General features: G+C 58.4%; 23 protein-coding genes and 1 pseudogene. 20 read left to right on the forward strand and 4 right to left on the reverse strand.

Annotated features, from left to right (window positions below; genetic code table 11):
* Positions 1–41: 41 nt before the first annotated feature.
* The 16 genes and pseudogenes from GTP27_RS20400 to GTP27_RS20475 all read left to right on the forward strand — a co-directional run.
* Positions 42–3,101, forward strand: a complete 3,060-nt coding sequence (locus GTP27_RS20400) for an ExeM/NucH family extracellular endonuclease (RefSeq protein WP_161040947.1) — start codon at positions 42–44, stop codon at positions 3,099–3,101.
* Between the two features lie 12 nt (positions 3,102–3,113).
* Entirely contained in the window at positions 3,114–3,731 is a 618-nt protein-coding gene (locus GTP27_RS23675; protein WP_202416967.1) for an NF038129 family PEP-CTERM protein, read from the forward strand.
* A gap of 230 nt (positions 3,732–3,961) precedes the next feature.
* A complete protein-coding gene (locus GTP27_RS20410; protein ID WP_161040948.1) occupies positions 3,962–4,672 on the forward strand; it encodes a response regulator in 711 nt (236 codons plus the stop codon).
* Complete coding sequence (gene epsA, locus GTP27_RS20415) at positions 4,669–5,457, forward strand: XrtB/PEP-CTERM-associated transcriptional regulator EpsA (RefSeq protein ID WP_161040949.1); 789 nt, start codon at positions 4,669–4,671, stop codon at positions 5,455–5,457. Before GTP27_RS20410 ends, epsA begins: the two co-directional genes overlap by 4 nt.
* Positions 5,458–5,577: 120 nt before the next feature.
* Positions 5,578–6,021: a type II secretion system major pseudopilin GspG gene (gene gspG, locus GTP27_RS20420; RefSeq protein WP_161040950.1), complete on the forward strand. Its 444-nt coding sequence runs from the start codon at positions 5,578–5,580 to the stop codon at positions 6,019–6,021.
* 15 nt (positions 6,022–6,036) lie between these two features.
* Entirely contained in the window at positions 6,037–7,224 is a 1,188-nt protein-coding gene (locus GTP27_RS20425) for a type II secretion system F family protein (RefSeq protein ID WP_161040951.1), read from the forward strand.
* The gene (locus tag GTP27_RS20430; protein WP_229634260.1) at positions 7,221–8,951 is read left to right on the forward strand and encodes a GspE/PulE family protein; all 1,731 of its coding nucleotides are present in this window, start codon (positions 7,221–7,223) and stop codon (positions 8,949–8,951) included. The genes GTP27_RS20425 and GTP27_RS20430 overlap by 4 nt, the downstream gene beginning before the upstream one ends.
* Complete coding sequence (locus GTP27_RS20435) at positions 8,944–9,786, forward strand: hypothetical protein (protein WP_161040952.1); 843 nt, start codon at positions 8,944–8,946, stop codon at positions 9,784–9,786. The genes GTP27_RS20430 and GTP27_RS20435 overlap by 8 nt, the downstream gene beginning before the upstream one ends.
* A complete protein-coding gene (locus GTP27_RS20440; protein WP_161040953.1) occupies positions 9,783–10,328 on the forward strand; it encodes a PilN family protein in 546 nt (181 codons plus the stop codon). The genes GTP27_RS20435 and GTP27_RS20440 overlap by 4 nt, the downstream gene beginning before the upstream one ends.
* Positions 10,325–10,876: a hypothetical protein gene (locus GTP27_RS20445; RefSeq protein ID WP_161040954.1), complete on the forward strand. Its 552-nt coding sequence runs from the start codon at positions 10,325–10,327 to the stop codon at positions 10,874–10,876. The genes GTP27_RS20440 and GTP27_RS20445 overlap by 4 nt, the downstream gene beginning before the upstream one ends.
* Complete coding sequence (locus GTP27_RS20450) at positions 10,873–11,469, forward strand: hypothetical protein (RefSeq protein WP_161040955.1); 597 nt, start codon at positions 10,873–10,875, stop codon at positions 11,467–11,469. The genes GTP27_RS20445 and GTP27_RS20450 overlap by 4 nt, the downstream gene beginning before the upstream one ends.
* On the forward strand, positions 11,469–13,469 hold the full coding sequence (locus GTP27_RS20455; RefSeq protein WP_161040956.1) for a secretin GspD/PilQ domain-containing protein: 2,001 nt from the start codon (positions 11,469–11,471) through the stop codon (positions 13,467–13,469). Before GTP27_RS20450 ends, GTP27_RS20455 begins: the two co-directional genes overlap by 1 nt.
* A 9-nt stretch (positions 13,470–13,478) precedes the next feature.
* Complete coding sequence (locus GTP27_RS20460) at positions 13,479–13,943, forward strand: type II secretion system protein (protein ID WP_161040957.1); 465 nt, start codon at positions 13,479–13,481, stop codon at positions 13,941–13,943.
* The gene (locus tag GTP27_RS20465; RefSeq protein ID WP_161040958.1) at positions 13,937–14,317 is read left to right on the forward strand and encodes a type II secretion system protein; all 381 of its coding nucleotides are present in this window, start codon (positions 13,937–13,939) and stop codon (positions 14,315–14,317) included. The genes GTP27_RS20460 and GTP27_RS20465 overlap by 7 nt, the downstream gene beginning before the upstream one ends.
* 8 nt (positions 14,318–14,325) lie before the next feature.
* Entirely contained in the window at positions 14,326–15,006 is a 681-nt protein-coding gene (locus GTP27_RS20470) for a type II secretion system protein (protein WP_229634261.1), read from the forward strand.
* Positions 15,007–15,246: 240 nt separating this feature from the next.
* Positions 15,247–15,768, forward strand: a pseudogene (locus GTP27_RS20475) (FxDxF family PEP-CTERM protein); the annotation flags it as partial.
* A 343-nt stretch (positions 15,769–16,111) separates the two neighbouring features.
* Here GTP27_RS20475 and GTP27_RS20480 read toward each other — a convergent pair.
* Complete coding sequence (locus GTP27_RS20480) at positions 16,112–16,918, reverse strand: GNAT family N-acetyltransferase (protein WP_161040961.1); 807 nt, start codon at positions 16,916–16,918, stop codon at positions 16,112–16,114.
* A 1,404-nt stretch (positions 16,919–18,322) separates the two neighbouring features.
* Here GTP27_RS20480 and GTP27_RS20485 point away from each other — a divergent pair.
* The gene (locus tag GTP27_RS20485; RefSeq protein ID WP_286173288.1) at positions 18,323–19,276 is read left to right on the forward strand and encodes a DUF535 family protein; all 954 of its coding nucleotides are present in this window, start codon (positions 18,323–18,325) and stop codon (positions 19,274–19,276) included.
* Between the two features lie 574 nt (positions 19,277–19,850).
* Here GTP27_RS20485 and murJ read toward each other — a convergent pair.
* Positions 19,851–21,401 carry a murein biosynthesis integral membrane protein MurJ gene (murJ, locus tag GTP27_RS20490; protein WP_161040963.1) on the reverse strand — a complete coding sequence of 517 codons (1,551 nt, stop codon included), beginning with the start codon at positions 21,399–21,401 and terminating at the stop codon, positions 19,851–19,853.
* Between the two features lie 182 nt (positions 21,402–21,583).
* Between murJ and rpsT the strand changes: the two genes are divergently transcribed.
* Complete coding sequence (gene rpsT, locus GTP27_RS20495) at positions 21,584–21,850, forward strand: 30S ribosomal protein S20 (protein ID WP_072787092.1); 267 nt, start codon at positions 21,584–21,586, stop codon at positions 21,848–21,850.
* 144 nt (positions 21,851–21,994) lie between these two features.
* Here rpsT and GTP27_RS20500 read toward each other — a convergent pair whose 3' ends face one another.
* The gene (locus GTP27_RS20500) at positions 21,995–22,555 is read right to left on the reverse strand and encodes a pseudouridine synthase (RefSeq protein ID WP_161040964.1); all 561 of its coding nucleotides are present in this window, start codon (positions 22,553–22,555) and stop codon (positions 21,995–21,997) included.
* 196 nt (positions 22,556–22,751) lie between these two features.
* Here GTP27_RS20500 and icd point away from each other — a divergent pair, with 196 nt between their 5' ends.
* Together icd and chrA are read left to right on the forward strand one after the other, a co-directional pair.
* A complete protein-coding gene (icd, locus tag GTP27_RS20505) occupies positions 22,752–24,005 on the forward strand; it encodes an NADP-dependent isocitrate dehydrogenase (RefSeq protein WP_155434754.1) in 1,254 nt (417 codons plus the stop codon).
* 72 nt (positions 24,006–24,077) lie between these two features.
* Positions 24,078–25,478: a chromate efflux transporter gene (chrA, locus tag GTP27_RS20510; RefSeq protein ID WP_161040965.1), complete on the forward strand. Its 1,401-nt coding sequence runs from the start codon at positions 24,078–24,080 to the stop codon at positions 25,476–25,478.
* Positions 25,479–25,559: 81 nt separating this feature from the next.
* Here chrA and cspE read toward each other — a convergent pair whose 3' ends face one another.
* On the reverse strand, positions 25,560–25,763 hold the full coding sequence (gene cspE / locus GTP27_RS20515; protein WP_008446468.1) for a transcription antiterminator/RNA stability regulator CspE: 204 nt from the start codon (positions 25,761–25,763) through the stop codon (positions 25,560–25,562).
* Between the last annotated feature and the right edge of the window lie 35 nt (positions 25,764–25,798).

Genomic DNA, 25,798 nt, shown 5'->3' on the forward strand with positions numbered 1-25,798 from the left:
TAACTTCGCATTTTCGACACCTTTCCACTTCAGGATCTTTCATGAAAAAATCTTCCTACTTGTCGCGTGCTGCTGTCGGGGCCGCGCCCATACGTCGTACCGCGATGGCGGCAGCGCTGCTGGCAGCCCTGTCGGCACCGGCTCTGGCTGTTGTTGCAGTGCCGGCTATTACCGGCGCTCCTGTGGTAATCAGCCAGGTGTATGGCGGCGGCGGTAATACCGGCGCCAAGTACAAGAATGACTTCATCGAACTGTTCAACCGCAGCAATGCGCCGGTAACTATCGGCGGCTGGAGCGTGCAGTACGCTTCGTCCACCGGCACCAGCTGGCAGGCGACTAAAATTCCAGCCGGCGTAACTCTGCAACCCGGCCAGTACTATCTGATCCAGGAAGCAGCCGGCACTGGCGGCACGGACGCTCTGCCTGCGCCGGATGCAGCCGGTTCGCTGGCGCTGAGCGGCACCACCGGCAAGGTGGCATTGGTCAACAGCGGCACCGCGCTGTCCGGTGGTTCGCCGGCCGCCGGTACGTTCGTCGACCTGATCGGTTTCGGCACGGCCACCTATTATGAAGGCAGCGCTCCTGCGCCTACGCTGAGCAACACCACTGCCGCCCTGCGTGCAGCAGACGGCTGCACGGATACCGACAGCAATAGCACCGACTTCGCTACGGGCGCGCCCGCTCCGCGCAACAGCGCCACCCCGCTGCACGCCTGCGGCGTACCTGCAGCGCCACCTATCGTCGCCACCTGCCCGGCCAGTCTGGCACTGGGCAAGGGCGTGGGCGGCACGGCACTGCTGAGCGCCACCGACACGGATGGCATCGTCAACCGCGCCACCATCACCTCGGCTGGCATACCCGGCATCAGCCTGGTGGACTTTGTCGCTGCGGCCGGTGTGGGCGGCAATGCCAGCGTGACCCTGAGCGTCGCCGCCAGCGTGCCATCGAATACCTATCCCGTGACGGTACTGTTCGAGAATGACCAGTCGCAGCAAACCAGCTGCAACATCAGCGTTACCGTGGCCGCGCCTGCGGCCATCACCCATACCATTCCGCAAATCCAGGGCTCGGCCGCCAGCAGCCCCTACGCCAACACCGTGCAGACCACCGAAGGCGTGGTCACGGCCAAGGTAGGCACCGGCTTCTTCATTCAGGATCCGGTCGGCGACGGCGATCCCACGACGTCCGACGGCCTGTTTGTCTACACCACGGCGGCCAATATCGGCACCGTCAGTGTGGGCGATCTGGTGCGCATCACCGGCACCATCAGCGAGTACACGCCTAGCGGTGCTAACCGTTCGTACACCGAGCTGACCAATCTGAGCGCGATCACCAAGCTGGACAAGGATCGGGTGATTGCTCCGACCAACATCCAGCTGGGTACACAGGAGCTGGCTCAGGTGGAAGGCATGCTGGTGCGCTTTACCAATCCTCTGACCGTGTCGCAACTGGAATTCCTTGGCGATCGCGGCGAAGTCACGCTGTCTACGGGACGCCTGGAAATTGCGTCCAACCGTTATCGTCCGGGCACGCCAGAAGCGCTGGCCCAGGCTGCGGCCAATGTGAAAAACCAGATCATTCTGGATGACGGCATCTTTGTCACGCCCACCACCATCCCGTATCTGGGCGCGGACGGTTCGCTGCGTGCCGGTTTCACGGTCAGCAGCCTGACCGGCGTGGTGGACTTCGGCGCCAAAGGCGGCGGCGGTGCCGGCTTCAAGCTGCAACCGACCGTGGCGCCAGTATTCTCGGCCGACAATCCCCGCAGCGAACCACCGGCACTGGTGGCTGGCAATGTCAAGGTAGCCAGCGCCAATGTGCTGAACTACTTCACCACCTTCACCAACGGTACTGACGATCTGGGCAATACGGGGCAGGGCTGCTCGCTCGGTAGTTCGGTCAGCAAATCGAACTGCCGCGGCGCCGACAATCTGAACGAATTCAATCGTCAGACCGCCAAGATCGTGGGCGAACTGAAAGCCATCAATGCCGACGTATATGGCCTGATGGAAATCCAGAACAAGGGTGAGTACACCGTCACCAAACTAGTGGATGCACTGAACGAAGCGATTGCTCCGGGCACCGGTCTGAAAACCTATGCCGTGGTGCCTAAGCCAGCCAGCACCGGCACCGACGCCATCCGCGTTGCCATGATCTACAAGCCTAGCGCGCTGAAACTGGTGGGCGGCGCCCTGTCCGATGCCGACGCCATCAACAACCGTCCGCCTATGGCGCAGACCTTCCTGGCACCGAATGGCGCCAAGTTCTCGGTCATCGTCAATCACCTGAAATCCAAAGGCAGCTGCCCTAGCGGTTCGGGTGCCGACACGGATCAGGGCGATAGCCAGGGCTGCTGGAATGCCACGCGTATCCAGCAGGCACAGCGTCTGGTGGGAAGCTTCGTGCCGCAAGTACAGGCTGCCGCTGGCGACAACCGTGTACTGCTGATCGGTGATTTCAACTCCTACGGTATGGAAGATCCGATTGCTGCCATCACCGCCACCGGTTACGTCAACCAGCTCGAGCGTTTCGTGCGTGGTAGCGGCGCCATGCCTTACTCCTTCGTGTTCAACGGCGAAGCGGGCTACCTCGATCATGCACTGGCCAGCCCGGCACTGAATAGTCAGGTGGCCGACGCTGCCGAGTGGCATAACAACGCCGACGAACCGACTGTGCTCGACTACAACACCGACGGCAAGCCAGAGGATAAATACACGGCAGCGCCTTACCGCGCCTCCGACCACGATCCGGTGGTGATCAGCCTGAATCTGGCTGCCCCATACACCGACGTGAGCAGCAGCGTGCGTGCCGTGGCCTCCGGTCTGGTGCTGAACCGCATTACCGGCAAATGGAGCGGCAACCTGACGCTGACCAACACCAGCAACGTGGCGCTGCAAGGCCCGCTGCAAGTAGAACTGTCCGGTCTGGTCGCTGGTGCAACGCTGGTCAATGCCAGCGGCAGCCATAACGGCGCACCGTACATCACCCTGAACAGCAATCTGGCTCCGGGCGCCAGTGTTGTGGTGCCAACCAGCTTCAGCAAAACCGGCAGCGGCGGCGTGAGCTACTCGGCAGTTAAAGTCTATAGCGGTAATTTCTAAGGAATACATATTATGTCGAACATGATCTCTCTGCGTCGCAGCCTGCTGGCACTGGCTCTGAGCACCTGCGCAACGCTGGCTTCGGCCGCCACCACGCTGCACATCGAACTGAACACCGTCAGCTTCGGTACCTCGGGCTGGATAGACCTGCAATTCAATCCGGCACCGCTGGCGCCGGCAGCGGCAACGGCCGATCTGCGTAACTTTGTCGGCTTCGGCGATTCGGCCACGGCTCTGTGGCAGGAAGCCAGCGGCAGCTTGGCCAGCGGCGTGCACATGAGTACGGCCAACGGTCCTAGCTCGCTGTTCCATGAAGTGAGCTTCAGTGGCGGCAAGGTGGGCTTCGATGTCACCATCGATAGCGTAGCGGGCAACGGCGGCACGGCGTTCTCGCTGGCCCTGCTCGACAGCCAGGGCAATGCGCTGGGCGTAGGTCAGGGCGGTTACAGCCTGCTGACCATGGACTGGACGCCGGCCGCCACGGCAGGCGCCAGTGGCACGCTTGCTACCAGCAACTACAACGCCAACCTGGTGAATGTGACGGCCGTGCCGGAACCGTCCAGCTGGCTGATGCTGGGCGCTGGCGTAGCACTGCTGGGTCTGGTCCGTCGCCGCAAGTCGGCCGCGTAATCCCCTCTGTGCCGGGCCATTAGCGCCCGGCCGGATGTTTTAAAAACGACACACCGCCAGGCGGTCGTGTCGTTTTTTTGTTTGTACGGGCAAACGGATGTTGCTCGGACATGCCGTGCCAGCCGTGGAAAGCAGGGATATATAGGATAAAAATATAAATATTAAAAAAAAATCATATTAGTAAAACGCATGTTACATATTGCATAGTGTTTTCTTTACACGGATTTGCCATGCGACCAGCCCACATCCTTGTTATTGAAAACCAGCCGGCGACATTGCAATTAATCGCGCTCAATCTGGGCATGGCCGGCCACAGCGTCACCCGTGCGCAGGATGCCGAGAGCGCCATGCTGCTGCTGGAAGATGCAGTGCCCGATCTATTGCTGCTGGACTGGAATTTGCCGGGCCAGTCGGGGCTGTCGCTGATCCGCCGTCTACGTGCCCAAGCCCGTACCTGCAACCTGCCCATCATGATGGTGACCGCCCGCAGCGGCGAACCGGACAAGATCATGGCGCTGGAAAGCGGTGCTGACGATTACATGACCAAACCCTTCAGTCCTCGTGAAATGGTGGCGCGCGTGCATGCGCTGCTGCGCCGCTGCCCGACAGTAGTGCCGCAGCAGCCGGATAGCGATCTGCGGCTAGACCCGCATACTCTGCGGGTGACGGCCGGTAGCCAGCAACTGGCCATCGCAGGCATGGAACTCAAGCTGCTGCATTTTTTCATCAACCATCCCGAACGCGTGCATAGCCGCTCCCAGTTGCTCGATCAGGTGTGGGGCAGTGCCGTGTATGTTGCCGAACGCACGGTGGATACCCATGTCGGCCGCCTGCGTACGGCGCTGCAGCCCAGCGGCCGCGAAATCTGCATCGAAACCGTACGGGGTAGCGGTTACCGCTACAGCACGCGCCATCTGCAGGCCATGGCGGCGCGCGCATGAAACGTGATGCACTGGTCATATTGAGCAAACTCGAGCAGGAGTATCTGCTGCATGCCATCGAGGCTGCGCTGCCGGTGCAGGAGCGGCGCCAGTTCTTCCTGTGGTCGCAGGGGCCGCTGCAGGCCTTGCTGCCGCACCAGATGATGGTGTGCATGCAATTTGGCTCCGGCGATGTGCTGCAGCACATCGACGCTCTGCATTCCGTGGTGCTCGATGGCGACCTGCTGCGCCGCATCTGTCATCCGCACGATGGTCTGGCAGTGCGGCTGGCGCGCGCGGCCCGTCAGACGCAATTGCTGCCGGTATGGAACGAGGCCGGTGGCCTTGCCGCTCGGACGCCGCTAGACGGCTTTGCCGACGAATTGCTGGCGCTGGGGCTGGAGAACTTTGTGCTGCATGGTAATGGCCGCACCGCCGGGCAGGATACGGTCTTTCTGCTGTTTAACCTGCCGCAGCGGCCCAGCGCACGCCATGCCTACTTCTTCAGTCTGCTGCTGCCCACGCTGCATCTGACGCTGCTGAGGCTCAATCAGCGGCAGGCACAGGAAGGGCGGCTGGAGCGCCCCGTCAGTGCCCGCGAACGCGAAATTCTGCACTGGGTGCGTGAAGGCAAGAGCAATGATGAAATCGGCCTGATTCTGGGCATCAGCGGTCTGACGGTCAAAAATCATCTGCAGCGACTGTATCGCCTGCTGGGTGTTTCCAACCGTGCCCATGCCATCGCGCGCGGCATGGCCTTGCAGCTGTTCGAGCAGCCGCCAGCGCCGCTCGGCCGCGCAGCCTGAATTCGTCGTAATCTTGAGCTAGAGCGAACATTACAAGAAGAAAAGATTGTCGACTATGCAAAGCGCGTGGTAGCCTCTTGTCTCGTGCAAGCAGGTGTACAGGCTTAAGGAGTTGTTCGGATGGAGTTTGCTCAGATTCGCGGTCAGGCTGGCGCCCACAAGGCGGGCGGTTTTACCTTGCTGGAGTTGCTGGTTGTTATCGTCATCATCGGTCTGCTGGCAGCCTATGTAGGGCCTAAATATTTCTCCCAGCTAGGCAAATCGGAAGTGACGATCGCTAAAGCGCAAATCGAAGCGTTTGAAAAATCGCTCGATACCTATCGCCTCGATGTGGGGCGCTATCCGAGCACGGAAGAAGGACTGGCAGCACTGCTGGCGGCACCTGCTTCGGCCGGTGCCAAATGGAATGGCCCGTATCTGAAAAAAGGCGTGCCACCCGATCCGTGGGGCCATCCTTACCAGTACAAGGCTCCCGGCAGCAAAGGCGAATTCGAGATTGTTTCGCTGGGCCGCGATGGCCAGCCCGGTGGTAGCGGCGAGGACGCCGACATCAGTTCCCTGTAAGCTGCGCCGCTCCCCATGCAGTTCGAAGTCCGCACTCTGTCGGCCGAAATGGTGATCGGCCAGCTGCTGGTCGATGCCCGCGATGAAGCCGACGCGCGGCGTCAGGTCGAGGCACGTGGCCTGTATGTGAGTGCAATTGCGCCGCAGCGAGCTGCGTTGCGCGCTGGCGGCAAGCGCGGCGGCCTGTCGCTGCTGCTATTCAGTCAGGAACTGCTGGCATTGCTGACGGCGGGTCTGGGTATCGTCGAAGGGCTGGAAGCCCTGCTGGAAAAGGAAGCTAACCCTGCCACCCGCAATGTGCTGGAACGCCTGCTGGCCGGCCTGCGCGAAGGCCAGCGCTTTTCCGCCGTACTGGCTGACCAGCCGGAACTGTTTCCGCCGCTGTATGTGGGCATCGTGCGGGCCGCCGAAGGCACTTCCGATCTGCCGCGCGCGCTGGCGCGCTATATCGATTACCAGCAGCGCATCGATCTGGTGCGCGGCAAGCTGGTGTCGGCTGCCATCTATCCCTGCATCCTGCTGCTGGTGGGCGGCGGCGTCAGCCTGTTCCTGATCGCCTACGTGGTGCCGCGCTTTGCCGAAGTCTATCAGGGGGCAGGGCGCAACCTGCCGTGGTTGTCGCAGCAGATGCTCAACTGGGGCCAGTTCGCGGCCCAGCATACCAGTCTGTTGCTGGCCTTGCTGGCGCTGCTGCTGACGGCCGGCGTGCTGGGCGTGCGCCATCTGATACGTAGTGGCGGCGTGATGCGGCTGCTGGCGCGCCTGCCTGGCGTGGGCGAACGGGCGCACATCTACGAGCTGTCGCGTTTGTATCTGACGCTGGGCATGCTGAGCGAAGGCGGCATCACCATCGTGCATGCCCTCGACACCGTGCAGGGCATGGTATCGCCGGCGCTGCGCCTGCATCTGCAGCAGGCCCGCAGTGCGATCGAAGCGGGTCTGCCGCTGTCGACCGCGTTCGAGGCCAACCATCTGACCACGCCGATCTCGCTGCGCATGCTGCGCGTGGGCGAGCGCACGGGCGATATGGGGCCGATGCTGACCCAGTCTGCGGCTTTCTACGATGGCGAAATCAGCCGCTGGATAGACCGCTTTACCCGAACTTTCGAACCGCTGCTGATGGCCGCTATCGGCCTTATCGTCGGCGCCATAGTGGTGTTGCTGTATATGCCGATTTTTGATCTGGCCGGAGACATGTCATGACGGCTGCAATTCCCAGCCCGGGCGCAAGCGAGCAGGCCGAACCCAGCGAAGCGGTGCTCGATATGGCACTGGTCACGCGGGCGCGCCATGTGTGCCGCGCATCGGGCCGCGCGCTGGTCGATGAGCTGCAGGCGCAGAGCGCGCTCGATGCGCGCCAGGTAGTGCAGGCACTGGCCCGGCCATTTGGTCTGGCGGTACTGGAAACGGCGGATATGCTGGCCATGCTGCCAGCTTTCGATCTGCTGCCGCTGTCGCAGGCCATGGCGCGCCACTGCGTGCTGCTACGGGCGGGCGACGGCAGCGTGCTGGGGGTGATTGCCGATCCCTTCGATCTGGACCTGCAGACCTGGCTGGGCACGCAGGCGCGCGCGACGCCGCAGGCACCGCTGCAGACCCGGCTGGCCTTGCAGGCCGATATACAGGCCTATCTGTCCAAGCAGGAGGAATCGGCACGTGCCACCGATACGCTGCTGCCGGGTAGTAGCGAAGGACGGCGCGATGGCAAGACGGCAGCCGTGCTGTCGTTCGCTTCCGTGTCGGAAGGCGCCAGCCCAGCCGTACGGCTGGTCAACTCCACGCTGTACGATGCGCTCAAGGCGGGCGCTTCCGACATCCACCTTGAAAGCACGGCAGGCGGGCTGGCCGTGAAGTACCGCGTCGACGGCGTGCTCGATCACGCTACCGCTGTCAACGGCATCGACGTGGCCGAACAGATCATCTCGCGTCTGAAAGTGCTGGCCGAGCTGGACATCGCCGAGCGCCGCGTGCCGCAGGACGGCAGCTTCCGGGTGGAGGCTAACGGCCGCGAAATCGATCTGCGCGTCTCCATCATGCCCAGCATCCACGGCGAGGATGCGGTGATCCGTATTCTCGACAAGCGCGCCATGATCGAGGCCTACGGTTCGCTGACGCTGGAAGCGCTGGGTTTTGATGCGCCGTCGCTGGCCACGCTGCGCGTGCTGGCGCAGGAAGCATACGGCATGCTGCTGGTAACGGGGCCCACCGGCTCCGGCAAGACCACCACGCTGTATGCCGCGCTGACGGAGATTCACAACGGGCGCGAGAAGATCATCACCATCGAAGATCCGGTGGAGTACCAGCTGCCCGGCATCTTGCAGATTCCCGTCAACGAGAAGAAGGGGCTGACCTTCGCCAAAGGCTTGCGCTCGATCCTGCGGCACGATCCCGACAAAATCATGGTGGGCGAAATCCGTGACCGCGAAACGGCCGAAATTGCCGTGCAGTCGGCACTGACGGGCCACCTCGTGCTGACCACGGTGCACGCCAATAATGTGTTCGATGTGTTTGGCCGCTTCACCCACATGGGCATCGATCCCTACGCCTTTGTCTCGGCCCTGAACGGCATCTGGGCCCAGCGCCTGATCCGGATTAACTGCCCGCACTGCGCCACGCCCTATAAGCCGGACGAGCAGGAGCTGGCCAGCGTAGGGCTGACGCGCAGCGAGGCCTATGACTACCTCTTCATGCAGGGCAAGGGCTGCGGCGATTGCCGCGGTACCGGCTACAAGGGGCGCCGCTCGATCGCCGAAATTCTGACATTGAACGACGAAATCCGCGAACTGATCGTGGACAAGCGGCCGATTCGCCAGATCAAACAGGCGGCGTATGCCAACGGCACGCGCAGCCTGCGGCAGGCGGCGCTGGAACTGGTCAAGCGTGGCGGTACCACGCTGACGGAAATCAAACGGGTGACTTTGCATGCGTAGAGCTTGGGGACAGTCTTTGCGCATAGGCGTGGCGGCAAAAGGCGTGAGCCTGCTGCTGGAAAGCCGCTGGCGCAAGGCCGGCGTGACAATGCTGGCCGAGCATGTGTGCAGCGCCTCGGCCGAGCATCCGTATGATGCGCTGGCGCAGGCTCTGCGCGCACTGCTAGGTGAACAGCAAGTGGCTGGCTGGCCGGTGCGCTTTGTGCTGGCCGATGAGCTGGTGCGGCTGTGGCGGGTGGAACCGCCGGCAGGTGCGGCGCGGCTGGCCGACCTGCAGGCCAGTGCCGGTTTGCGTTTTCAGTCGCTCTATGGCGAAACTCCGGCCAGCTGGCAGATCAGTGCGGACTGGGATGCCACGGCGCCGTTCTTTGCTGCGGCCATCCCGCGCGATCTGCTGAAAGTGCTGCAACTGCTGGCTGAAGAAACCGGCCTGCATATCGTCGGCATCGAGCCGCAACTGGTGGCGGCGCTGAACCGCTGGCGCCGCGCGCTGCAGCCGGGGGCATGGTTCGCACAGGTGCATGATGGGTTGCTGACGCTGGCGGCACTGGAGCCTGATGCGGCGTCGCTGCGCGCCATACGGGTGCTGCCCTTGCCGTCAGGGCCGGATGCCGGTCAGCAGTGGCTGAGTCAGACACTGCAGCGCGAAGCGCTGCTGCTCGACCTGCCTGCGCCGCAATTGCTGCAGGTGTGCGGTAGCGTTCCGGCCGGGTGGCATAAGCCGGTGAATCAGAGTGGCCAGATACCCTGTGCCGTGCTCGATCATGCGCAGCAGGCCAGTGGGCCTGCCATGACCGCACTGGCGCAGCTGGCACGCAGCGGGAGTGCACTATGAAAGCACTGAACATCGACTTTGCGCCAGCCAGTGTGCGGCGTACGCTTTTTCACACCCATCCTGCGGTATGGCTGCTGGCGGCTGGCGCAGCGCTGCTGTGTGCCAGCGCGGCGCTGGCCGGCTGGCAGATGAGCAAACAGCAGCAGGCGCGTGCGGCTGAACTCGAACAGATACGCCAGCGTGCCGCTGCGCTGATGCAGCGGCCACGTGAAGTGACGCAGGTAAGCATTGCACCGGCACAGGCGCAATTCGTCAATGGCGCCATCGGGCAGCTCAATCTGCCGTGGCGCGAACTGCAGGATGCCGTTGCGGCAGCCACGCCGCGCCAGATTGCCTTGCTGGCACTGGAGCCTGAGCCGCGCAAGCAATTGCTCAAGCTGACGGCCGAAGCCCGCTCGGCCGATGACATGGTGACGTATGTGGCCCAGCTGAAGCAGCAGGAACTGTTTGCCAGCGTGACGCTGCTGCTTCACGAGATCAACGAGCAGGACCCGAACCGGCCCTTGCGTTTCCAGGTGGAGGCGATATGGCTAGTGCGATGAAACCACTGAACATGGCCGCACTGATGCTGCGCGGCCGGATTGCACTGCAGCGTGCTGGCGCACCGCTATGTGTAGCGGGGCTGCTGGCGCTGGCCGGCGCGGCAGGCTGGCTATGGCTATTGCCCCAGCGCGCCGCCTTGCAGCAGCAACTGGCGCGGCCATTGCCAACTCCGTCAGCGCTGGTGGTGGCAGCGCCGCCGCCTTCAGCCAACCAGAATCTGGCCGACTTCTATGCCGTGCTGGGCCCGCAGCGCTATGCCGAGCAACAGGTGAAAGTGCTGTTCGATCTGGCAGCAAAAAATGGTCTGGTGCTTAATCAGGGCGAGTACAAATCGGCGCGCGATGCGGCCAGCGGCGTAACCACCTACCAGATTATCCTGCCCGTCAAAGGCGCTTATCAGGCGATCTGGCAGTTTGCCATGCAGGCTTTGCGCGACATGCCGTTTGCTTCGCTCGATGAAGTGGCATTCCGCCGCGAGAGTATCGGCGAACCGGCAGTGGAAGCGCGTCTGCGTCTGACCTTATACCTGAAGGATGCCGCCTCATGAAACCTTATCAGATGCTGATGGCGCTGGCGCTGGCGGGTTCGGCAGGGCTGCTGCTGTTTGGCGATCCTAAGCCGGAGAGTGACATTGCCGAAGCCGTGCAGCGTCCCCGTGCGCCTGCGGCAGGGGCTCCAATAGTGCCAGCGGCGGGCGAGCCCTCAGCCGTTGCCGCCGCCACGCCGCAAGCAGCAGCGCCAGTCGTCCGAGGCGGCAAGGCACAGCCCGAGGCGGCGATACTGCGCCTGATCCCCCGTGCCGATCTGGTCGGCGTATCGGGCGAGGCGACTTTTGCAGCAGGCGAAGGCGTGTTTCAGGGGCAGAACTGGAATCCGCCACCGCCACCGCCGCCGCCCGTCTCGAATGTGCCGCCGCCACCGCCCATGGCGCCGCCGTTACCATTTACCGTAATCGGCAAGGCACTGGCCGACGGTGGGTGGGAAGTGTATCTGTCGCGTGGCGACAAGACCTATGTGGCACGCCCGCAAAGCATTATCGATGGCAGCTATCGCGTGGATAAGATCGCGCCGCCGTCGATGTCGATTACCTACCTGCCTTTGAATCAGGTACAACAGATGAATATTGGAGCGCTCGACTGATGCCTAGCCACCTGAAAAAACTGGGCCGCCGTGCTGCCATGCCAGCTTTGCTGGCCGCTGCACTGAGTGGCTGCGCCGGCCAGATGGCCTACCGTGATGGCCGCGCGCTGATTGCCGAAGACAAGATCGAGGCTGGGCTGCTCAAGTATCAGGAGGCCAGCAAGGCCGATCCGAATAACGCCCAGTACCGTGCCACCTATTTGCGCGAACGCGAGCGCGCCACCCAGCGCTTGCTCGATCAGGCCGACCAGTATCGGGCCGAAGGCAGTGCCGAACTGGCTGCGCAAAGCCTGTTGCGGGTGCAGGGACTGGATCCGCAGAACGAGCGGGCCCGTGCCGGCTTGCGCCAGCTGGAACGCGATGAGCGTCTGGCTAAGCTGCTCGACGCCGCAGCTCAGCATCTGGCCCGGAATGAACTGGAACTGGCCAAGCAAAAACTCAATGCTATCCTGACCGAGCAGCCCGGCCACGAGAAGGCGCGCCTGATGCTGCGCGATATTAGCGACAAGCAGGCGCCAGCGGCTGCCGAGACGGGGCTGGGCAAAGCCTACAAGCAGGCTATCACTATCGAATTCCGCGATGCACCGCTCAAGCAGGTGTTCGATGTAATCTCGCGCCGCTCGGGCTTGAACTTCATCTTCGACAAGGATGTGAAGCTCGATCAGCGCACCACCATCCTGCTCAGGAACAGCACGGTGGAGTCGGCGATCTATTTCATGCTGCTCACCAATCAGCTCGAGCAGCAGGTCATGGATGCCAACACCATTCTGATCTTCCCTAATGTAGCCGCCAAGCTCAAGGAATATCAGGAGATGTCGGTCAAGACCTTTTTTATGGCCAATGCGGAAGCCAAGCAGGTAGCCAACACGCTCAAGACTATCCTCAAGACGCGTGACGTGGTGGTGGACGAGAAGCTCAATCTGCTGATCATACGCGATACGCCCGATGCGATCCGGCTGGCCGAGCGGCTGATCGCGCTGCAGGATACGCCTGAGCCGGAAGTGATGCTGGAAGTGGAAATTCTGGAAGTGAAGCGGGGCAGTACGGTGGATCTGGGCGTGGCCTGGCCCACCAAGGTGGAACTGGCGCCATTGTCCACTACCGGCGGCACCGCCATTACCGTACGCGACCTGAACAACCTGAACCAGCGCTCGATAGGCGTAAGCGGTGTAGCGGCCAGTCTGAATGCCAATACCAAGGATAACAATACCAATCTGCTGGCCAATCCGCGCATCCGCGTGCGCAACAAGGAGAAAGCCAGCATCGTTATCGGCGACAAGCTGCCGGTGATTACCACCACCGTTTCGTCCGGTGTGGGCGGCTTTGCCAGCGATTCCATCAGCCTGGTGGAAGTGGGCCTCAAGCTCAATGTGGAACCCATCGTGTATCTGAATAACGAAGTGGCGATACGGGTCGCGCTGGAAGTGAGCAATCTGACCGGCACCATTACCACCAAAAACGGCGGTACGGCCTACCAGATCGGCACGCGTCAGGCCACCACCATGCTGCAGCTGAAGGATGGCGAGAATCAGGTGCTGGCGGGGCTGATCAATAGCGAGGAGCGCGGCTCGGGTGATCACATGCCAGGCCTGGGCGACCTGCCTGTGCTGGGCCGCCTGTTCGGCAATAAGCGCGACGACAAGCAGAAAACGGAAATCGTGCTGTCGATAACCCCGCACCTGATCCGTAATCTGCAGCGTCCGGAAGCGTCGATGTCCGAATTCTCGGCCGGTACCGAGGCGAGTTTCCGTCGCCGCCCCGATATGACGGTGCGTGCGCCGGTCGCCATGCCGGCACCGCCTGCCATACCGATGCCGGCACCCGTGCCGCCGCCGGTTTCTGTCGTGGCGCCAGCAGTTGATGGCACGGCTATGCCGCAAGCGGCCGTTATCAGCACGCCGGCGCCTGCCGAATCGCCTGCGCCGGCTGTCAACGCTCCTGCTGGCTCTGGCGGGCAGGGCGAGATCGTGGCGCCATCGCCGCTGCAGCCGCGCCCCTGAGTGTGCTAGATGAAAGGCTTTACGCTGATCGAACTGCTGGTGACACTGGCCATACTGGGTCTGCTCAGTGCGCTGGTGGTGCCGACTGCGCAGATTGTCGTGCAGCGCCGTCAGGAGCAGGAGCTGCGCGAAGGCTTGCAGCAGATCCGTCATGCGATCGATGCCTACAAGCTGGCCTACGAGCAGGGCCATATGACCAAGATGCTGGGCGAGAGCGGCTATCCGAAAACGCTGGAAGCGCTGGTGGCGGGCGTTACCGATGTACAGAGCCCGGCCCGTGCCAAGCTGTATTTTCTGCGCCGCCTGCCGCGCGATCCGTTCAATGCCGACCCTGCGCTGAGCGACGCGCAGACCTGGGGCAAGCGCAGTTACGCGAGCGAGCCGGATCAGCCGCGTGAAGGCAGCGATGTTTATGATGTGTACAGCCTCAGTGAAAAGACGGGGCTTAATGGTGTCCCGTACAGGAAATGGTAAACATGCGCCACCGAGGATTTACGCTGATCGAATTGCTGGTCGTGCTGGGCATTATTGCCCTGATGCTGACGCTGGCTGTGCCACGTTTTTTCCCGGGCATCGATAAATCGAAAGAAGTGGTGCTGGCAGATAATCTGCGCAATGTGCGGCAGGTGCTGGATCAGTATTACGGCGATACGGGGCGCTATCCGGATACGCTGAAGCAGCTGGTCGAGAAGAAGTATCTGCGCGCTATGCCGGTCGATCCGATCACCGAGAGCGATAGCAGCTGGATTGTCGTGCCGCCGGAAGATGGCAGCAAAGGCGGGGTGTACAACATCCGTAGTGGCGCCGCCGGCAATGACCGCAACGGCAAACCATACGCTGACTGGTAATGCCGGCTATGACGCAGCGCCGCCAGCACGGCTTTACTTACCTGAGCCTGATGATACTGCTGGCGATTATCGGGCTGGTGACGGCGAGCTCTATCAAGCTGGGCTCGGTTTTGCAGCGTAGCCGTGCCGAGCAGGAATTGCTGGAGATTGGCGCCGCTTTCAGCGATGCCCTGCAAAGCTATGCCGAGGCAACACCGGCCGGACAGGCAACCATGCCGCCTTCGCTCAAGGAATTGCTGCGCGATCCGCGGTTTCCCACTCTCAAGCGGCATCTGCGCAAGATATTTGTCGATCCGGTGACGGGACGGGCGGAGTGGGGCATCGTGTATGCTGGCGAGCACACTGGCGTGCTGGCCGTTTATAGTTTATCGACAGCCCGGCCGGTGAAGATCAGCAACTTCCCGCAGCGCTTTGCCAGTTTTGCCGGCGTGTCACGTATCTCTGACTGGAAATTTACAGCGGGGCAAATGTCTGCTAGTCCAGCGCCTGCTGGCGAAACGAATTCGCCACCGGTTGCGCCCGCTGTCGCGCCATCACCACAGTCCTCTGAAGAAAAACCGGAAAGTGCAGCGCCGGCGCCCGAAGTGATAGGGCGTGCTAGGGAAAACGAGGAAAGTCCTGCACAGGACGAGCCTCCTGTACCTGTTGCTGAACGGAATTTCACACCTTTTAAGCAAGATTTCTCCTGATTCCACATCTGTTCAGCATCAATTTAGTGCGTAAACTTTTGCCCGCGGGATAGAAATTCTACATGATGAAAAATATTGCAAAATAATAAATTAAAATAAGAAATTTGCAATTATTTGGCTATTTGTTGTGTTATGATTATTCAAGTAGCACTCCCGTTAATTAATTCGTGGCACGCACAGCGACGCCACAATTCGTCTGATTAAGGAAATCATATGAAATTGAAAACTCTCGCCGCTGGCGCATTGCTGGCCGCTGCTTCGTTCGCTGCCTCGGCAGCAACTTTTAACCTGAGCATAGACCCTGCAAGCGGCAATGCTTATTTTGGCAACAATACTACCGCGCTCGGCAGTTTTTCCGACGATTTCCTGTTCTCGGTGAACCCATCTACCGTTGCTGATCCTGCTGTATTTGGTCTCGCATCGGGTAAAGTGCAGGTGAAAATTGGTAAAGTCACCACTTTTGTCGATAACATGGCGTTCACCGCACCAGTGGAGTTCTTCCAGGTTGTTAACGGTGCTCACGTTGCTATCTCGACTGAAAATGTCGGTGGCACCTCGTATCTGCTGAATAGTCTGACCGCTGGCAATTACGGTTTCACCATCAAGGGCCAAACGCTGCTGCAAAATACTGTTGGTTCGTACAGCGGCACCTTTAATCTGGCCGTAACCGCGGTTCCAGAACCAGAAACCTACGGCATGCTGCTGGGTGGCCTGGCTCTGCTGGGTGTTGTTGCTCGCCGCAAGGCAAAAAAGGCCGCGTAATTTTTTGCTGACTTGAGGTAACTCACTTCAAGAACAAACCCCGCAAAGCTGGAAAACAGCTTTGCGGGTTTTTTTTTGCAAGTGCTCGATGAGTTTTCTAATTCAGAATGTCAGGGGATGGGGGAAATCGGGGGCGCCGTAGAACATAGGTGGCGCTGAAGTGAATAGCCAAATATGATTTAGCTCCTGAACGTAAAGAGCCGCCTGGAATGAGTTAATAGTTTTTGTTGAAACAAGTGAGCGGGCAGTTGTTCGATTTCGTCACAACTGCTTTTTGATCGCTTTTCGCTAGATGCAACTAATCAAAACTAGGTTGACTAGATATAAATTTTTAGGTCAGCTGCTATGCACTGCGAGCGCCGACCAGAGCTAATATCTTGGCACGGAAAGCGCGTCGCTGTTGGGCTGAAAAATGCTGTCGCAGTTTTAAGTATATCCAGCCACGCCAACTCAGTGCCAGCGCAGCATTTACCTGGTCGGTGCGCTGGCCACCAAAGCCTTCCTTAAATCGATTGATGCGCAGCAGATCTGGGTTATCTTGGCCTGCGTACCAGCCACCGAAATCGTAGATACTCTTGCCTTCAGCTTTGAAGGCTAACATATCGCGCCAGTGCAGCAGTCGATTAGCGCGCCCGATAGTGGCGCGCGACTTCGAGTCGTCTAGTTGTCGAAATAGCGAAGCTGAGTGTAGCAAGCAGGCGGTGGTCGGACCCATTACATACACATGCCAAACCAGAGTGCTGCCGTCCAACAGGGCACGGCTGAAGCGTAAGGTGCCGCAGCGCGAACGCGCTAACAAGGGCTCAATTGGTAGGCGGTCTAATCCTTTCGCGATCGCAAATTGCTCATAAAACGAATGAAAGGCACGGCAGACTTCCTCGCTAGATTCGGTCTCGACGATGCATTCGACCATGTCTTTGCTGGCTGCGCGGCGCACCTCATACTTGGTATCTCGGTCCAGTCCTTCCAGCAGCTGTTCTTCCGATAACAGCAAATTGATGGTCAAAGTAGAGAATGGCTTACTGATTGCACCTGCGGGCAACTGGCTATATTGCTGTAATGTCAACACATCGCATTTCTTGGGGCGGACGATAGGGGAGTCTAGCCATAACTCCGCCATTCTTAACCCATGTTTCCGGTACTTCACCATCCTTATATCCTTTCAGTTCAGGCAATGCCTTTCGCGTTGGTGGATTGTTAAACCCTACAATAAGTGCAATCGGCTCTACGTGGGAGGCATGGAATATGCACGTGGACATCTCTATCGCCCCAATCGCAGATTAGTCATTCTTTCAATTAGCCTTCGTTCATATGTGCTGAGCATAGGCGAAGTGCATTATCCAGCGGTAGTTGAGTTCGTATTGCAGTTTGTAGCCTCTAATCGATCTCTTGCAGGAATACGGCCAATAACGGCAGTCGGGCGTGATCGCTTTCATCCTGTGCGTCCACCGCATGCTAGGGATTTAATCGACTTTGTAAATATCCATGGTTTTGTTCATGTTGCAGTCGTGCTTTTTCTTCGTGTAAAAACTCTCACCGCCTCAGGTCATTTTCCGAGCTGAATGGCCGGCAATGCATGCGCCTTGCTTGGTGTAAAGCGCCATTGCTTGCACCTCTAGCTTGACACGGGGATGGTATATGGACTTTGGAAATTCAGTCATAGAGCAATTGCATTTTACATGCAGTGCAGGCGAATTTACGGTTCCCGCTGGCGTGCAACAATTGGCCCATCACATGCTACAGTTCAAGTAGTATCGCAATGATCACATCTTTGAATAATCGCCCCTATAGTCGTGAGGTGCATTGAAATTTCCCCACGGCTGATTGCATCCATTTCTGCGGTCATTTTGTTCTAGTTTGCGTTGTTCTCGCCAATTCTCTCCGACATTGTAGTTTGTCGCCAATCTAACGTTCAAATTCAATGCAGAATCTATCTAGCTGATTCTGGTTGGAGTGTTCCTGCGGCATTTGATTGCGGTGGCGGCAAAATACCAGATTCTGATTGGGACGAAAATTTTCATGTCTATGCGGAATTTTTCGTATATTTTCAATAAATGCCAGACAAAAAACCTCTGCCGCTGCTAATTGTTGCATTTGCCCCTACTAGTAACAAAGCCGGGGAATTTACAGAATGAACCCCAATTAATGATGGCGGTTTCAGATAATTCCGGAGGCAAAACAGCTTATTGTAATTTGATCTGGGGGGGGGGGGCGCAGCCAGCAGCAATTGAGCATATCATTGGGGATAAAAATTGTAAATATATTATTATCGAGACTAGCCGGAAGGTAAAGCACTACATGGGATAGGCCGGAAGCGGGTGGTTGTAGATGGTTGCCGCGGTGTACTCTGCATTTCTTAAAAGTAATACACCTGATCTGCTTCGATTAGTTTTTATCTGTTGGGGACGAATTAGACCTCGGATCTGTCTGGTCAGCCCAAGCTAATCAATCTGAGGTAATAAAAATTTAATATTTGCAAATAGTTATCAATTGAGAAACAACGGATAAGGTGTTAGACTCTGGAGAACAAAATTGCAAAATTGTATATTTCCTTATGAGCAACCGGACAACTACCTCTGGCAAGCTGGCCGTCATTTTGCGGTCTCACCAAGCGCACCTAAATTTCGTATTGAAACAGTATCCTTTGAGGACAAAATGTATTTCAGTTTGGCGAATTGTCAGAGGTTTGTTTTTTTTTCAACAACAGCGAGAATTAATGAGGCTGTCGTTAATAACCGATTTTGTCGCGCTACGCGCGAGCCATGATATTTTTTATCACCTGAGCCACCGGCATTACCTATCTTCTTTCCTCTCTTTGCGCGAGCGTGCAGAGTTCGCTGTTTTTCATATGCGCGTGGAGGACAGGTATTTCGATACGACATATAAGAATGCGGTATATCTTCAGGGGGGGCTAGTACTTTGGGAGCAGGTTGTTGAAGAAGTTCATTTCCAAATTAAGCTCAGAATGGCATCGATTGTGGCTCAGGAGGGGGATCTCGAAGTCGCACTATTTGTGGACGAGCAACGTCTTCATAGTTTTAAGTTCAGCTGGATCGACGGAGTGAAAATAGGTCTTCCGGGTGCCCTTGTTCCCTGGGTTACTACTTGCCAGGGTTTGAGGCATAGTAAAACAGAAGCACCTGAAAAGTTTAGTGTAGCCTTTCCGAACAACTGGGCTAAATTATTTTGTCTATCCGCGCTGCGGGGTATCGCGCTAGCGCTCGGCAGTGAAGTGTTCATTGGTATTGGTGGCGATTCACACGTCGCATTAAGTTCCGAGCGTAGACCGCAATTTATTGCCACATACGACGATCTTTGGCTGTCCATGAACGGAACCAAGGACTCGCGCTATGGATATCACATCCCATCACGCCTTCCATTGAAGGACCTGAAAGCAGTTCCATCTAAACACAGAAAGCGAGCAGAGCAACGACGTCAGCATTGGACGGAAATTGAGCAGAGGGCGAGTGCTGCAATAAGTCGTTGCTTTGCAGCTACATTGAATTGATGCATTGGGTGCGAATGGATGTTTGATCAATTCGTCTCACTACAAAGTCACAGTCATTGCTAAAACAAAGACTGTGTGAATTTTTGTGTGGCCGCTTGATGGACGAATTGGTGCTGGTCTGCAAACAACATAGCAGTCACGCCTAGAAGCAGGTGGCGATTAAGAGGGGCGATATTCTGAGTCTTCTCACTATGCGCGGCTTGATCTTGTTCAAGATCCAAGATCATCGGCTAAAATCTATGGGACTGGGGGGGGAAGACTCGCCTTAGCCGCATAATGCGACGATTTGCTCAAGTGGCTAGCAAATGCCGTTGCGCATTCCTCTAATTCAATTCGGCATGTAAGCGCGAATGCCCCGTCGCATAGTTAGTTTGATTAGCTGGGTATGGTTGCACTACCAGAACGCATAGGTCGAGACATCGGAACTGCTGCTGCGCAATGATTCTGGCATCGCGCGTCCGCCTGGGGCATGGATGAATGACGGCAATAAGCATTCCCCAATTGGTCAGCCTAAACCCCTACAGTTAAGGTCGCAATATGGGGTTAGGCGTTTGTTTGTAATTGTAAGTTTGCGTCAACGTGCGCTGCGCTTGAAATCGCGCAGGCGGAATCCCATGGCGAGCAAGGCGGCGAAGTACACCGCGCCACAGGCGGCGATTACCAGCGCCAGAGCGCCGATGCGCAGCAGCGTGTGATGCTGCATGCCCAGCCAGTCAACTTCGTGCGCGCCCAGCCACGCAGCGCCGCCCATCAGGGTGCAGGCGATGGCCAGTTTTAGGCAAAACAGCGGCCAGCCCGGCTTCGGGCGGTATATGCCGCGCTTGCGCAGTCCTGCATACAGGAAGCCAGCGTTGATGCAGGCGCCCAGGCCGATCGACAGCGCCAGACCGGCTACCTGTATATAGGGAACGAATAACTGGTTCATCAACTGGGTAGCGATCAGCACACCAGTGGCGATTTTCACGGGCGTACGGATATCTTGCCGCGCATAGAAGGCCGGCGCCAAGGTCTTGACCAGAATGATGCCCAGCAAGCCAGCGCTGTAGGCAATGAGCGGGCGGGCCGACTGAGTGGCTGCCTCGGCCGTGAATTTACCGTAATGGAACAGGGTGGCAATCAGCGGCTCGGCCAGCATGGCCAGTCCTACCGCCGCAGGCAAGGCCAGCAAAAAGGTCAGGCGCAGCCCCCAGTCCAGCAGGTCGGAATATTCTTGCGGGTCGCCGTCGGACTGGGCTTTGGACAGGCTAGGCAGCAGGATGGTGCCTAGCGCCACACCGAGCAGGGCGGTGGGGAATTCCATCAGGCGGTCGGCATAGGACAGCCACGAAATGCTGCCTTCGGTCAGACGCGAGGCGATGCTGGTGTTAATCATCAGGCTGATCTGTGCTGCCGATACGGCAAACACGGCCGGCCCCATTTTCTTCAGCACGCGCCGCACGCCCGGGTCGCCCAGGCCCGCTGCCGGATTCCACGACAGCGTAGGCAGCATGCCGATCTTAAGCAGGGCGGGAATCTGGATCGCGACCTGCAGTATGCCGCCGATGAACACAGCAATCGCCATGGCATAGATGGGCTGCTGCAGATGCGATTGCAGGAACAGCGAAGCGGCAATGAAGGAAATATTCAGCAGCACTGGCGTAAAGGCGGGAATTTTGAATTCGCGCCAGGTATTGAGGATGCCGCCGGCCAATGCCACAAAGGCCATGAAACTAATATAGGGGAACATCAACCGCGTCATCCAGACGGCGGCGTCGAAGGCGCCGGGTTGCTGGTCGAGGCCGGTAGCGATCAGGTAAACAAACACGGGGGCGCCGATAATGCCGATGGCGCTGACCAGCAGCGTGGACCAGACCAGGGTATTGGCTACATGGTCGGCCAGTGTCTTGCTGGCCTCCTGACCGTGCTGGTTCTTGTATTCGGATAGAATAGGTACGAAGGCTTGCGAAAATGCGCCTTCGGCAAATAGCCGGCGTAGCAGGTTGGGAATGCGAAACGCGACGATGAAAGCATCTGTATAGGCACCGGCGCCAAAGGCTCGGGCAAACAGGGTTTCACGCAACAGTCCGGTAACGCGGGACAGCATGGTCATGCTGGAGATGGCGGCTAGAGTTTTGAGCAAGTTCATGGGGCATGATTATAGTTGCTCCTGACCGAAAATATCGCTATAATCGCAGGCTGTACAAAATTCTGTTATGCAGACACTAATGTTTGGCAAGCAGTAGTTTGATCGGCAGATGCAATGAATTGCACCTGCTTGGCAAACATAAATGTTTGCAAACGCACCTTTACCCTGTTTTAGGAAATTCCATGGCAAATACCGCACAAGCGCGCAAACGTGCTCGTCAAGCAGTTAAGCAAAACGCTCACAACTCGGCTCAGCGCTCGACCCTGCGTACCGCGATCAAAGCAGTTCGTAAGGCGATTCAAGCTGGTGACAAAGCTGCTGCAACGACCATCTTCCAGTCGTCCGTGTCGACCATCGACAGCATCGCTGACAAGAAGATCATCCACAAAAACAAGGCAGCTCGTCATAAGAGCCGTCTGGCAGCTGCTCTGAAAGCACTGTCCGCTTAATTTCCCTCACCGGAAGTTAGCTGTGTAAAAACCCGTACTGGCCTCTGGCTGGTGCGGGTTTTTGTGCTTGCGCGAAGGGTTGCTGCGCTCGCCGAGGGAGCAGGCCAGCTCTGTTGCCTGAGCTGGCCTGCGCAAGCTGTGGCGTCAGGTATTCAGATCCTGTGGCGACACTTCCATCCACTCGCCCGGCATCAGAGGGTGGGTGGCCAGCGAGATGCCGCCGATGGCGGTGCGCACGAGGCGCAGGGTGGGCAGGCCGACGGCCGCCGTCATGCGCCGCACCTGACGGTTTTTTCCTTCCTGTAGCGTAATCGCCAGCCAGCTGGTGGGTTGCCCGGCCCGCTCGCGGATGGGCGGATTGCGTGGCCACAGCCACTCCGGTGCTTCGATCTGTACGGCCTTGCAAGGCTTGGTGACGAAGTCGCCCAGATCAAGCGGTGCCTGCAGCTGCGCCAGACTGGCTGCATCCGGCACGCCTTCCACCTGCACGATGTAGACCTTGGCTTCCTTGTGGTCGGGGTGGGCTATCATGTGCTGCAGCTTGCCGTCGTCCGTCAGCAGCATCAGCCCTTCACTGTCGGCATCGAGCCGGCCGGCAGGGTAGATATTGGGAATGGCGAGGTGGTCGGCCAGCGTGGCGCGACCGTCTTGTGGCGAGAACTGACACAGTACCTGAAAGGGTTTGTTAAATAGAATGAGAGACATACTTTTCTTGGGGTGTTTTGGTGTAGGCTTATTGGCCAGTATTTGAAAAACCGTAGCGCCTAGTAAAATTGTCGTGCATAATGTGAAACGCCCGTCTTATGTCTTATAGAAGACTTCGGACAAATGTACCAACGTGCAACTAATTCCTGCCTGATAGCAGTCCGCTGCTAGTCTAGCGTCCACTTCGGAGATCACGATGTATCAACATATCAAAGTACCTGCCGACGGCCAGAAAATTACCGTCAATGCCGATTTTTCCCTGAATGTACCAGATAATCCTATCGTTCCGTACATCGAAGGTGACGGCACCGGCGTCGACATCAGCCCAGTCATGATCAAAGTGATCGATGCTGCTGTTGCCAAAGCCTACGCTGGCAAGCGCAAGATCAGCTGGATGGAAATCTACGCTGGCGAAAAATCGACCAATGTGTACGGCCCGGACGTATGGCTGCCAGAAGAAACCCTGACGGTACTGAAAGACTACGTTGTATCCATCAAAGGCCCTCTGACCACCCCGGTTGGCGGCGGCATCCGTTCGCTCAACGTGGCTCTGCGTCAGCAGCTGGACCTGTACGTCTGCCTGCGTCCAGTGCGTTACTTCACCGGCGTGCCTTCGCCAGTGAAAGAGCCAGAGAAGACCGACATGGTCATCTTCCGTGAGAACTCGGAAGACATCTACGCCGGTATCGAATACCAGCAAGGTTCGGAAGGCGCCAAAAAACTGATGGACTTCCTGATCAAGGAAATGGGCGTGACCAAGATCCGCTTCCCAGAGACCTCGGGTCTGGGCATCAAGCCAGTGTCGAAAGAAGGCACCCAGCGTCTGGTACGCAAAGCGATCCAGTACGCTATCGACAACGACAAGCCATCCGTGACCATCGTTCACAAAGGTAACATCATGAAGTACACCGAAGGTGGCTTCCGTGACTGGGCTTACGAACTGGCACAAACCGAATTCGGCGCAGAACTGATCGACGGCGGCCCATGGTGCAAATTCAAGAATCCTAAGACCGGTAAAGACATCATCGTCAAGGATTCGATCGCTGACGCGTTCCTGCAACAGATTCTGCTGCGTCCAGCAGAGTACAGCGTGATCGCCACCCTGAACCTGAACGGCGACTACATCTCCGACGCTCTGGCAGCACAAGTAGGCGGTATCGGTATCGCTCCGGGCGCCAACCTGTCGGATTCCGTCGCGATGTTCGAAGCCACCCACGGTACCGCACCTAAGTACGCAGGCAAAGATTACGTGAACCCAGGTTCGCTGATCCTGTCCGCTGAAATGATGCTGCGTCACATGGGCTGGGTTGAAGCAGCTGACCTGATCATCTCGTCGATGGAAAAATCGATCGACTCGAAAAAGGTCACCTACGACTTCGCCCGTCTGATGGAAGGCGCAACCCAGGTTTCGTGCTCGGGCTTCGGCGACGTAATGATCGCCAACATGTAATTCATGCATTAGCATAGAGGGCCCGCTTCAGCGATGAAGCGGGCCTTTTTTTATTTTGGCGAGGGGAAGGCGATGGCGCAGCAAGAGCAGCAGAGTCACAGCAGACAGGAAGCGTCGGCAGGCCAGCAGGCGCTGCCCGTTGCCACGGCCCTGCCTCCGGCCGCGCCGAGCTTCTGGCAGGCCGTACGTTACTGGTGGCTGCTAGGCTGCATCAGCTTTGGCGGTCCGGCCGGACAGATCGCGCTCATGCATCAGGAACTGGTGGAGCGGCGCCGCTGGATATCGGAGCGGCGCTTTCTGCATGCGCTCAATTACTGCATGACCTTGCCGGGCCCGGAGGCGCAGCAGCTGGCGACCTACATCGGCTGGTTGCTGCACCGTACCCGCGGTGGTGTGGTAGCTGGCGTATTGTTCGTGCTGCCGTCGCTGGTGCTGCTGATTGTGCTGTCGTGGCTGTATGCTGCCTACGGCCAGCTGCCCCTACTGGCGGGACTGCTATATGGTATCAAGCCTGCCGTAACGGCCATCGTGCTGCAGGCAGCCCACCGCATCGGTAAGCGCACGCTGCGTAATGGCTGGCTGTGGAGTATTGCTGCTGCCGCCTTTGTCGCCATCTTTGCCTTGCACTGGCCGTTCCCGCTGATTATCGGACTGGCAGCGCTGGCTGGCTATGCCGGCGGGCGCTGGCGTCCTGCCGCATTCAGCATGGCGGGGCATGGCGCAGCAGTGCAGCAGCATTATGGCGCGGCCCTGGTCGACGATGACACTCCACCGCCCGCGCACGCCCGCTTCCGCTGGTCGCGCTTGCTGCTGGTGCTGGCCAGTGGCCTCTTGCTGTGGCTGCTGCCCATGGGCGCGCTGACGCTGCTGCTGGGCTGGCAGCACACGCTGACCCAGATGGGCTGGTTCTTCACCAAAGCGGCGCTGCTGACCTTTGGCGGGGCGTATGCCGTGCTGCCCTATGTGTATCAGGGCGCGATCGTGCATTACGGCTGGTTGCAGCCGGCGCAGATGATGGATGGTCTGGCGCTGGGCGAGACCACGCCGGGCCCGCTGATCATGGTGGTGGCGTTCGTCGGCTTTGTGGGCGCCTACGGCCAGGCACTCGCCGCTGCGCAGCCAGCCTGGCTGGCCGGTACCGTAGCGGCGCTGCTGGTGACCTGGTTCACCTTCCTGCCGTCGTTTATTTTCATTCTGGCTGGCGGTCCGCTGGTGGAAGCCACGCGCGACGATCTGAAACTGACCGCACCTTTGACGGGCATCACGGCTGCGGTGGTGGGCGTAATCGCGAATCTGGCACTGTTCTTCGGTTACAACGTTTTATGGCCGCAAGGCCCGACCGGACCGCTTGATCTGGCAGCAGCCGGAATTGCCATCGTGGCGGCCATCGCACTGATACGCTATCAGCAGAAAGTGCATAAAGTGATTATTTTCTGCGCTTTAATAGGGTTGCTCCATGGATACTTTTTGTAGGGCTTCTACAACAGGGGTGGCGGAGTAGGGATGAAAAAAAACCTCGCAGTGCGAGGTTTTTTACATCTGCTGCTTAAGAAATTAAGCGGATTGGATGTTGGAAGCTTGCTTGCCTTTAGGGCCTTGCGTGACTTCGAATTGAACTTTTTGACCTTCTTTGAGGGTCTTAAAACCGTTCATGTTGATTGCGGAGAAGTGAGCGAACAAATCTTCGCCGCCGTCATCAGGAGTGATGAAGCCAAAACCTTTGGAATCATTGAACCACTTAACAGTACCTGTTGCCATAAAAAGAACTTTCAAAATTAAAACGGATCACACGA

This window comes from Duganella qianjiadongensis (assembly GCF_009857915.1).
Lineage (GTDB): Bacteria > Pseudomonadota > Gammaproteobacteria > Burkholderiales > Burkholderiaceae_D > Rugamonas > Rugamonas qianjiadongensis.

Excerpts from the sequence above, each read along its gene's own strand:
- GTP27_RS20470 (WP_229634261.1), top strand. The coding sequence starts at position 14,326 with ATGACGCAGCGCCGCCAGCACGGCTTTACTTACCTGAGCCTGATGATA.
- GTP27_RS20445 (WP_161040954.1), top strand. The coding sequence starts at position 10,325 with ATGAAACCACTGAACATGGCCGCACTGATGCTGCGCGGCCGGATTGCA.
- GTP27_RS20435 (WP_161040952.1), top strand. The coding sequence starts at position 8,944 with ATGCGTAGAGCTTGGGGACAGTCTTTGCGCATAGGCGTGGCGGCAAAA.
- cspE (WP_008446468.1), bottom strand. The coding sequence starts at position 25,763 with ATGGCAACAGGTACTGTTAAGTGGTTCAATGATTCCAAAGGTTTTGGC.
- GTP27_RS20460 (WP_161040957.1), top strand. The coding sequence starts at position 13,479 with ATGAAAGGCTTTACGCTGATCGAACTGCTGGTGACACTGGCCATACTG.
- GTP27_RS23675 (WP_202416967.1), top strand. The coding sequence starts at position 3,114 with ATGTCGAACATGATCTCTCTGCGTCGCAGCCTGCTGGCACTGGCTCTG.
- GTP27_RS20410 (WP_161040948.1), top strand. The coding sequence starts at position 3,962 with ATGCGACCAGCCCACATCCTTGTTATTGAAAACCAGCCGGCGACATTG.
- GTP27_RS20480 (WP_161040961.1), bottom strand. The coding sequence starts at position 16,918 with ATGGTGAAGTACCGGAAACATGGGTTAAGAATGGCGGAGTTATGGCTA.
- GTP27_RS20465 (WP_161040958.1), top strand. The coding sequence starts at position 13,937 with ATGGTAAACATGCGCCACCGAGGATTTACGCTGATCGAATTGCTGGTC.
- rpsT (WP_072787092.1), top strand. The coding sequence starts at position 21,584 with ATGGCAAATACCGCACAAGCGCGCAAACGTGCTCGTCAAGCAGTTAAG.
- chrA (WP_161040965.1), top strand. The coding sequence starts at position 24,078 with ATGGCGCAGCAAGAGCAGCAGAGTCACAGCAGACAGGAAGCGTCGGCA.
- murJ (WP_161040963.1), bottom strand. The coding sequence starts at position 21,401 with ATGAACTTGCTCAAAACTCTAGCCGCCATCTCCAGCATGACCATGCTG.
- gspG (WP_161040950.1), top strand. The coding sequence starts at position 5,578 with ATGGAGTTTGCTCAGATTCGCGGTCAGGCTGGCGCCCACAAGGCGGGC.
- epsA (WP_161040949.1), top strand. The coding sequence starts at position 4,669 with ATGAAACGTGATGCACTGGTCATATTGAGCAAACTCGAGCAGGAGTAT.
- GTP27_RS20450 (WP_161040955.1), top strand. The coding sequence starts at position 10,873 with ATGAAACCTTATCAGATGCTGATGGCGCTGGCGCTGGCGGGTTCGGCA.
- GTP27_RS20400 (WP_161040947.1), top strand. The coding sequence starts at position 42 with ATGAAAAAATCTTCCTACTTGTCGCGTGCTGCTGTCGGGGCCGCGCCC.
- GTP27_RS20425 (WP_161040951.1), top strand. The coding sequence starts at position 6,037 with ATGCAGTTCGAAGTCCGCACTCTGTCGGCCGAAATGGTGATCGGCCAG.
- GTP27_RS20440 (WP_161040953.1), top strand. The coding sequence starts at position 9,783 with ATGAAAGCACTGAACATCGACTTTGCGCCAGCCAGTGTGCGGCGTACG.
- GTP27_RS20500 (WP_161040964.1), bottom strand. The coding sequence starts at position 22,555 with ATGTCTCTCATTCTATTTAACAAACCCTTTCAGGTACTGTGTCAGTTC.
- GTP27_RS20485 (WP_286173288.1), top strand. The coding sequence starts at position 18,323 with ATGAGCAACCGGACAACTACCTCTGGCAAGCTGGCCGTCATTTTGCGG.
- icd (WP_155434754.1), top strand. The coding sequence starts at position 22,752 with ATGTATCAACATATCAAAGTACCTGCCGACGGCCAGAAAATTACCGTC.
- GTP27_RS20430 (WP_229634260.1), top strand. The coding sequence starts at position 7,221 with ATGACGGCTGCAATTCCCAGCCCGGGCGCAAGCGAGCAGGCCGAACCC.
- GTP27_RS20455 (WP_161040956.1), top strand. The coding sequence starts at position 11,469 with ATGCCTAGCCACCTGAAAAAACTGGGCCGCCGTGCTGCCATGCCAGCT.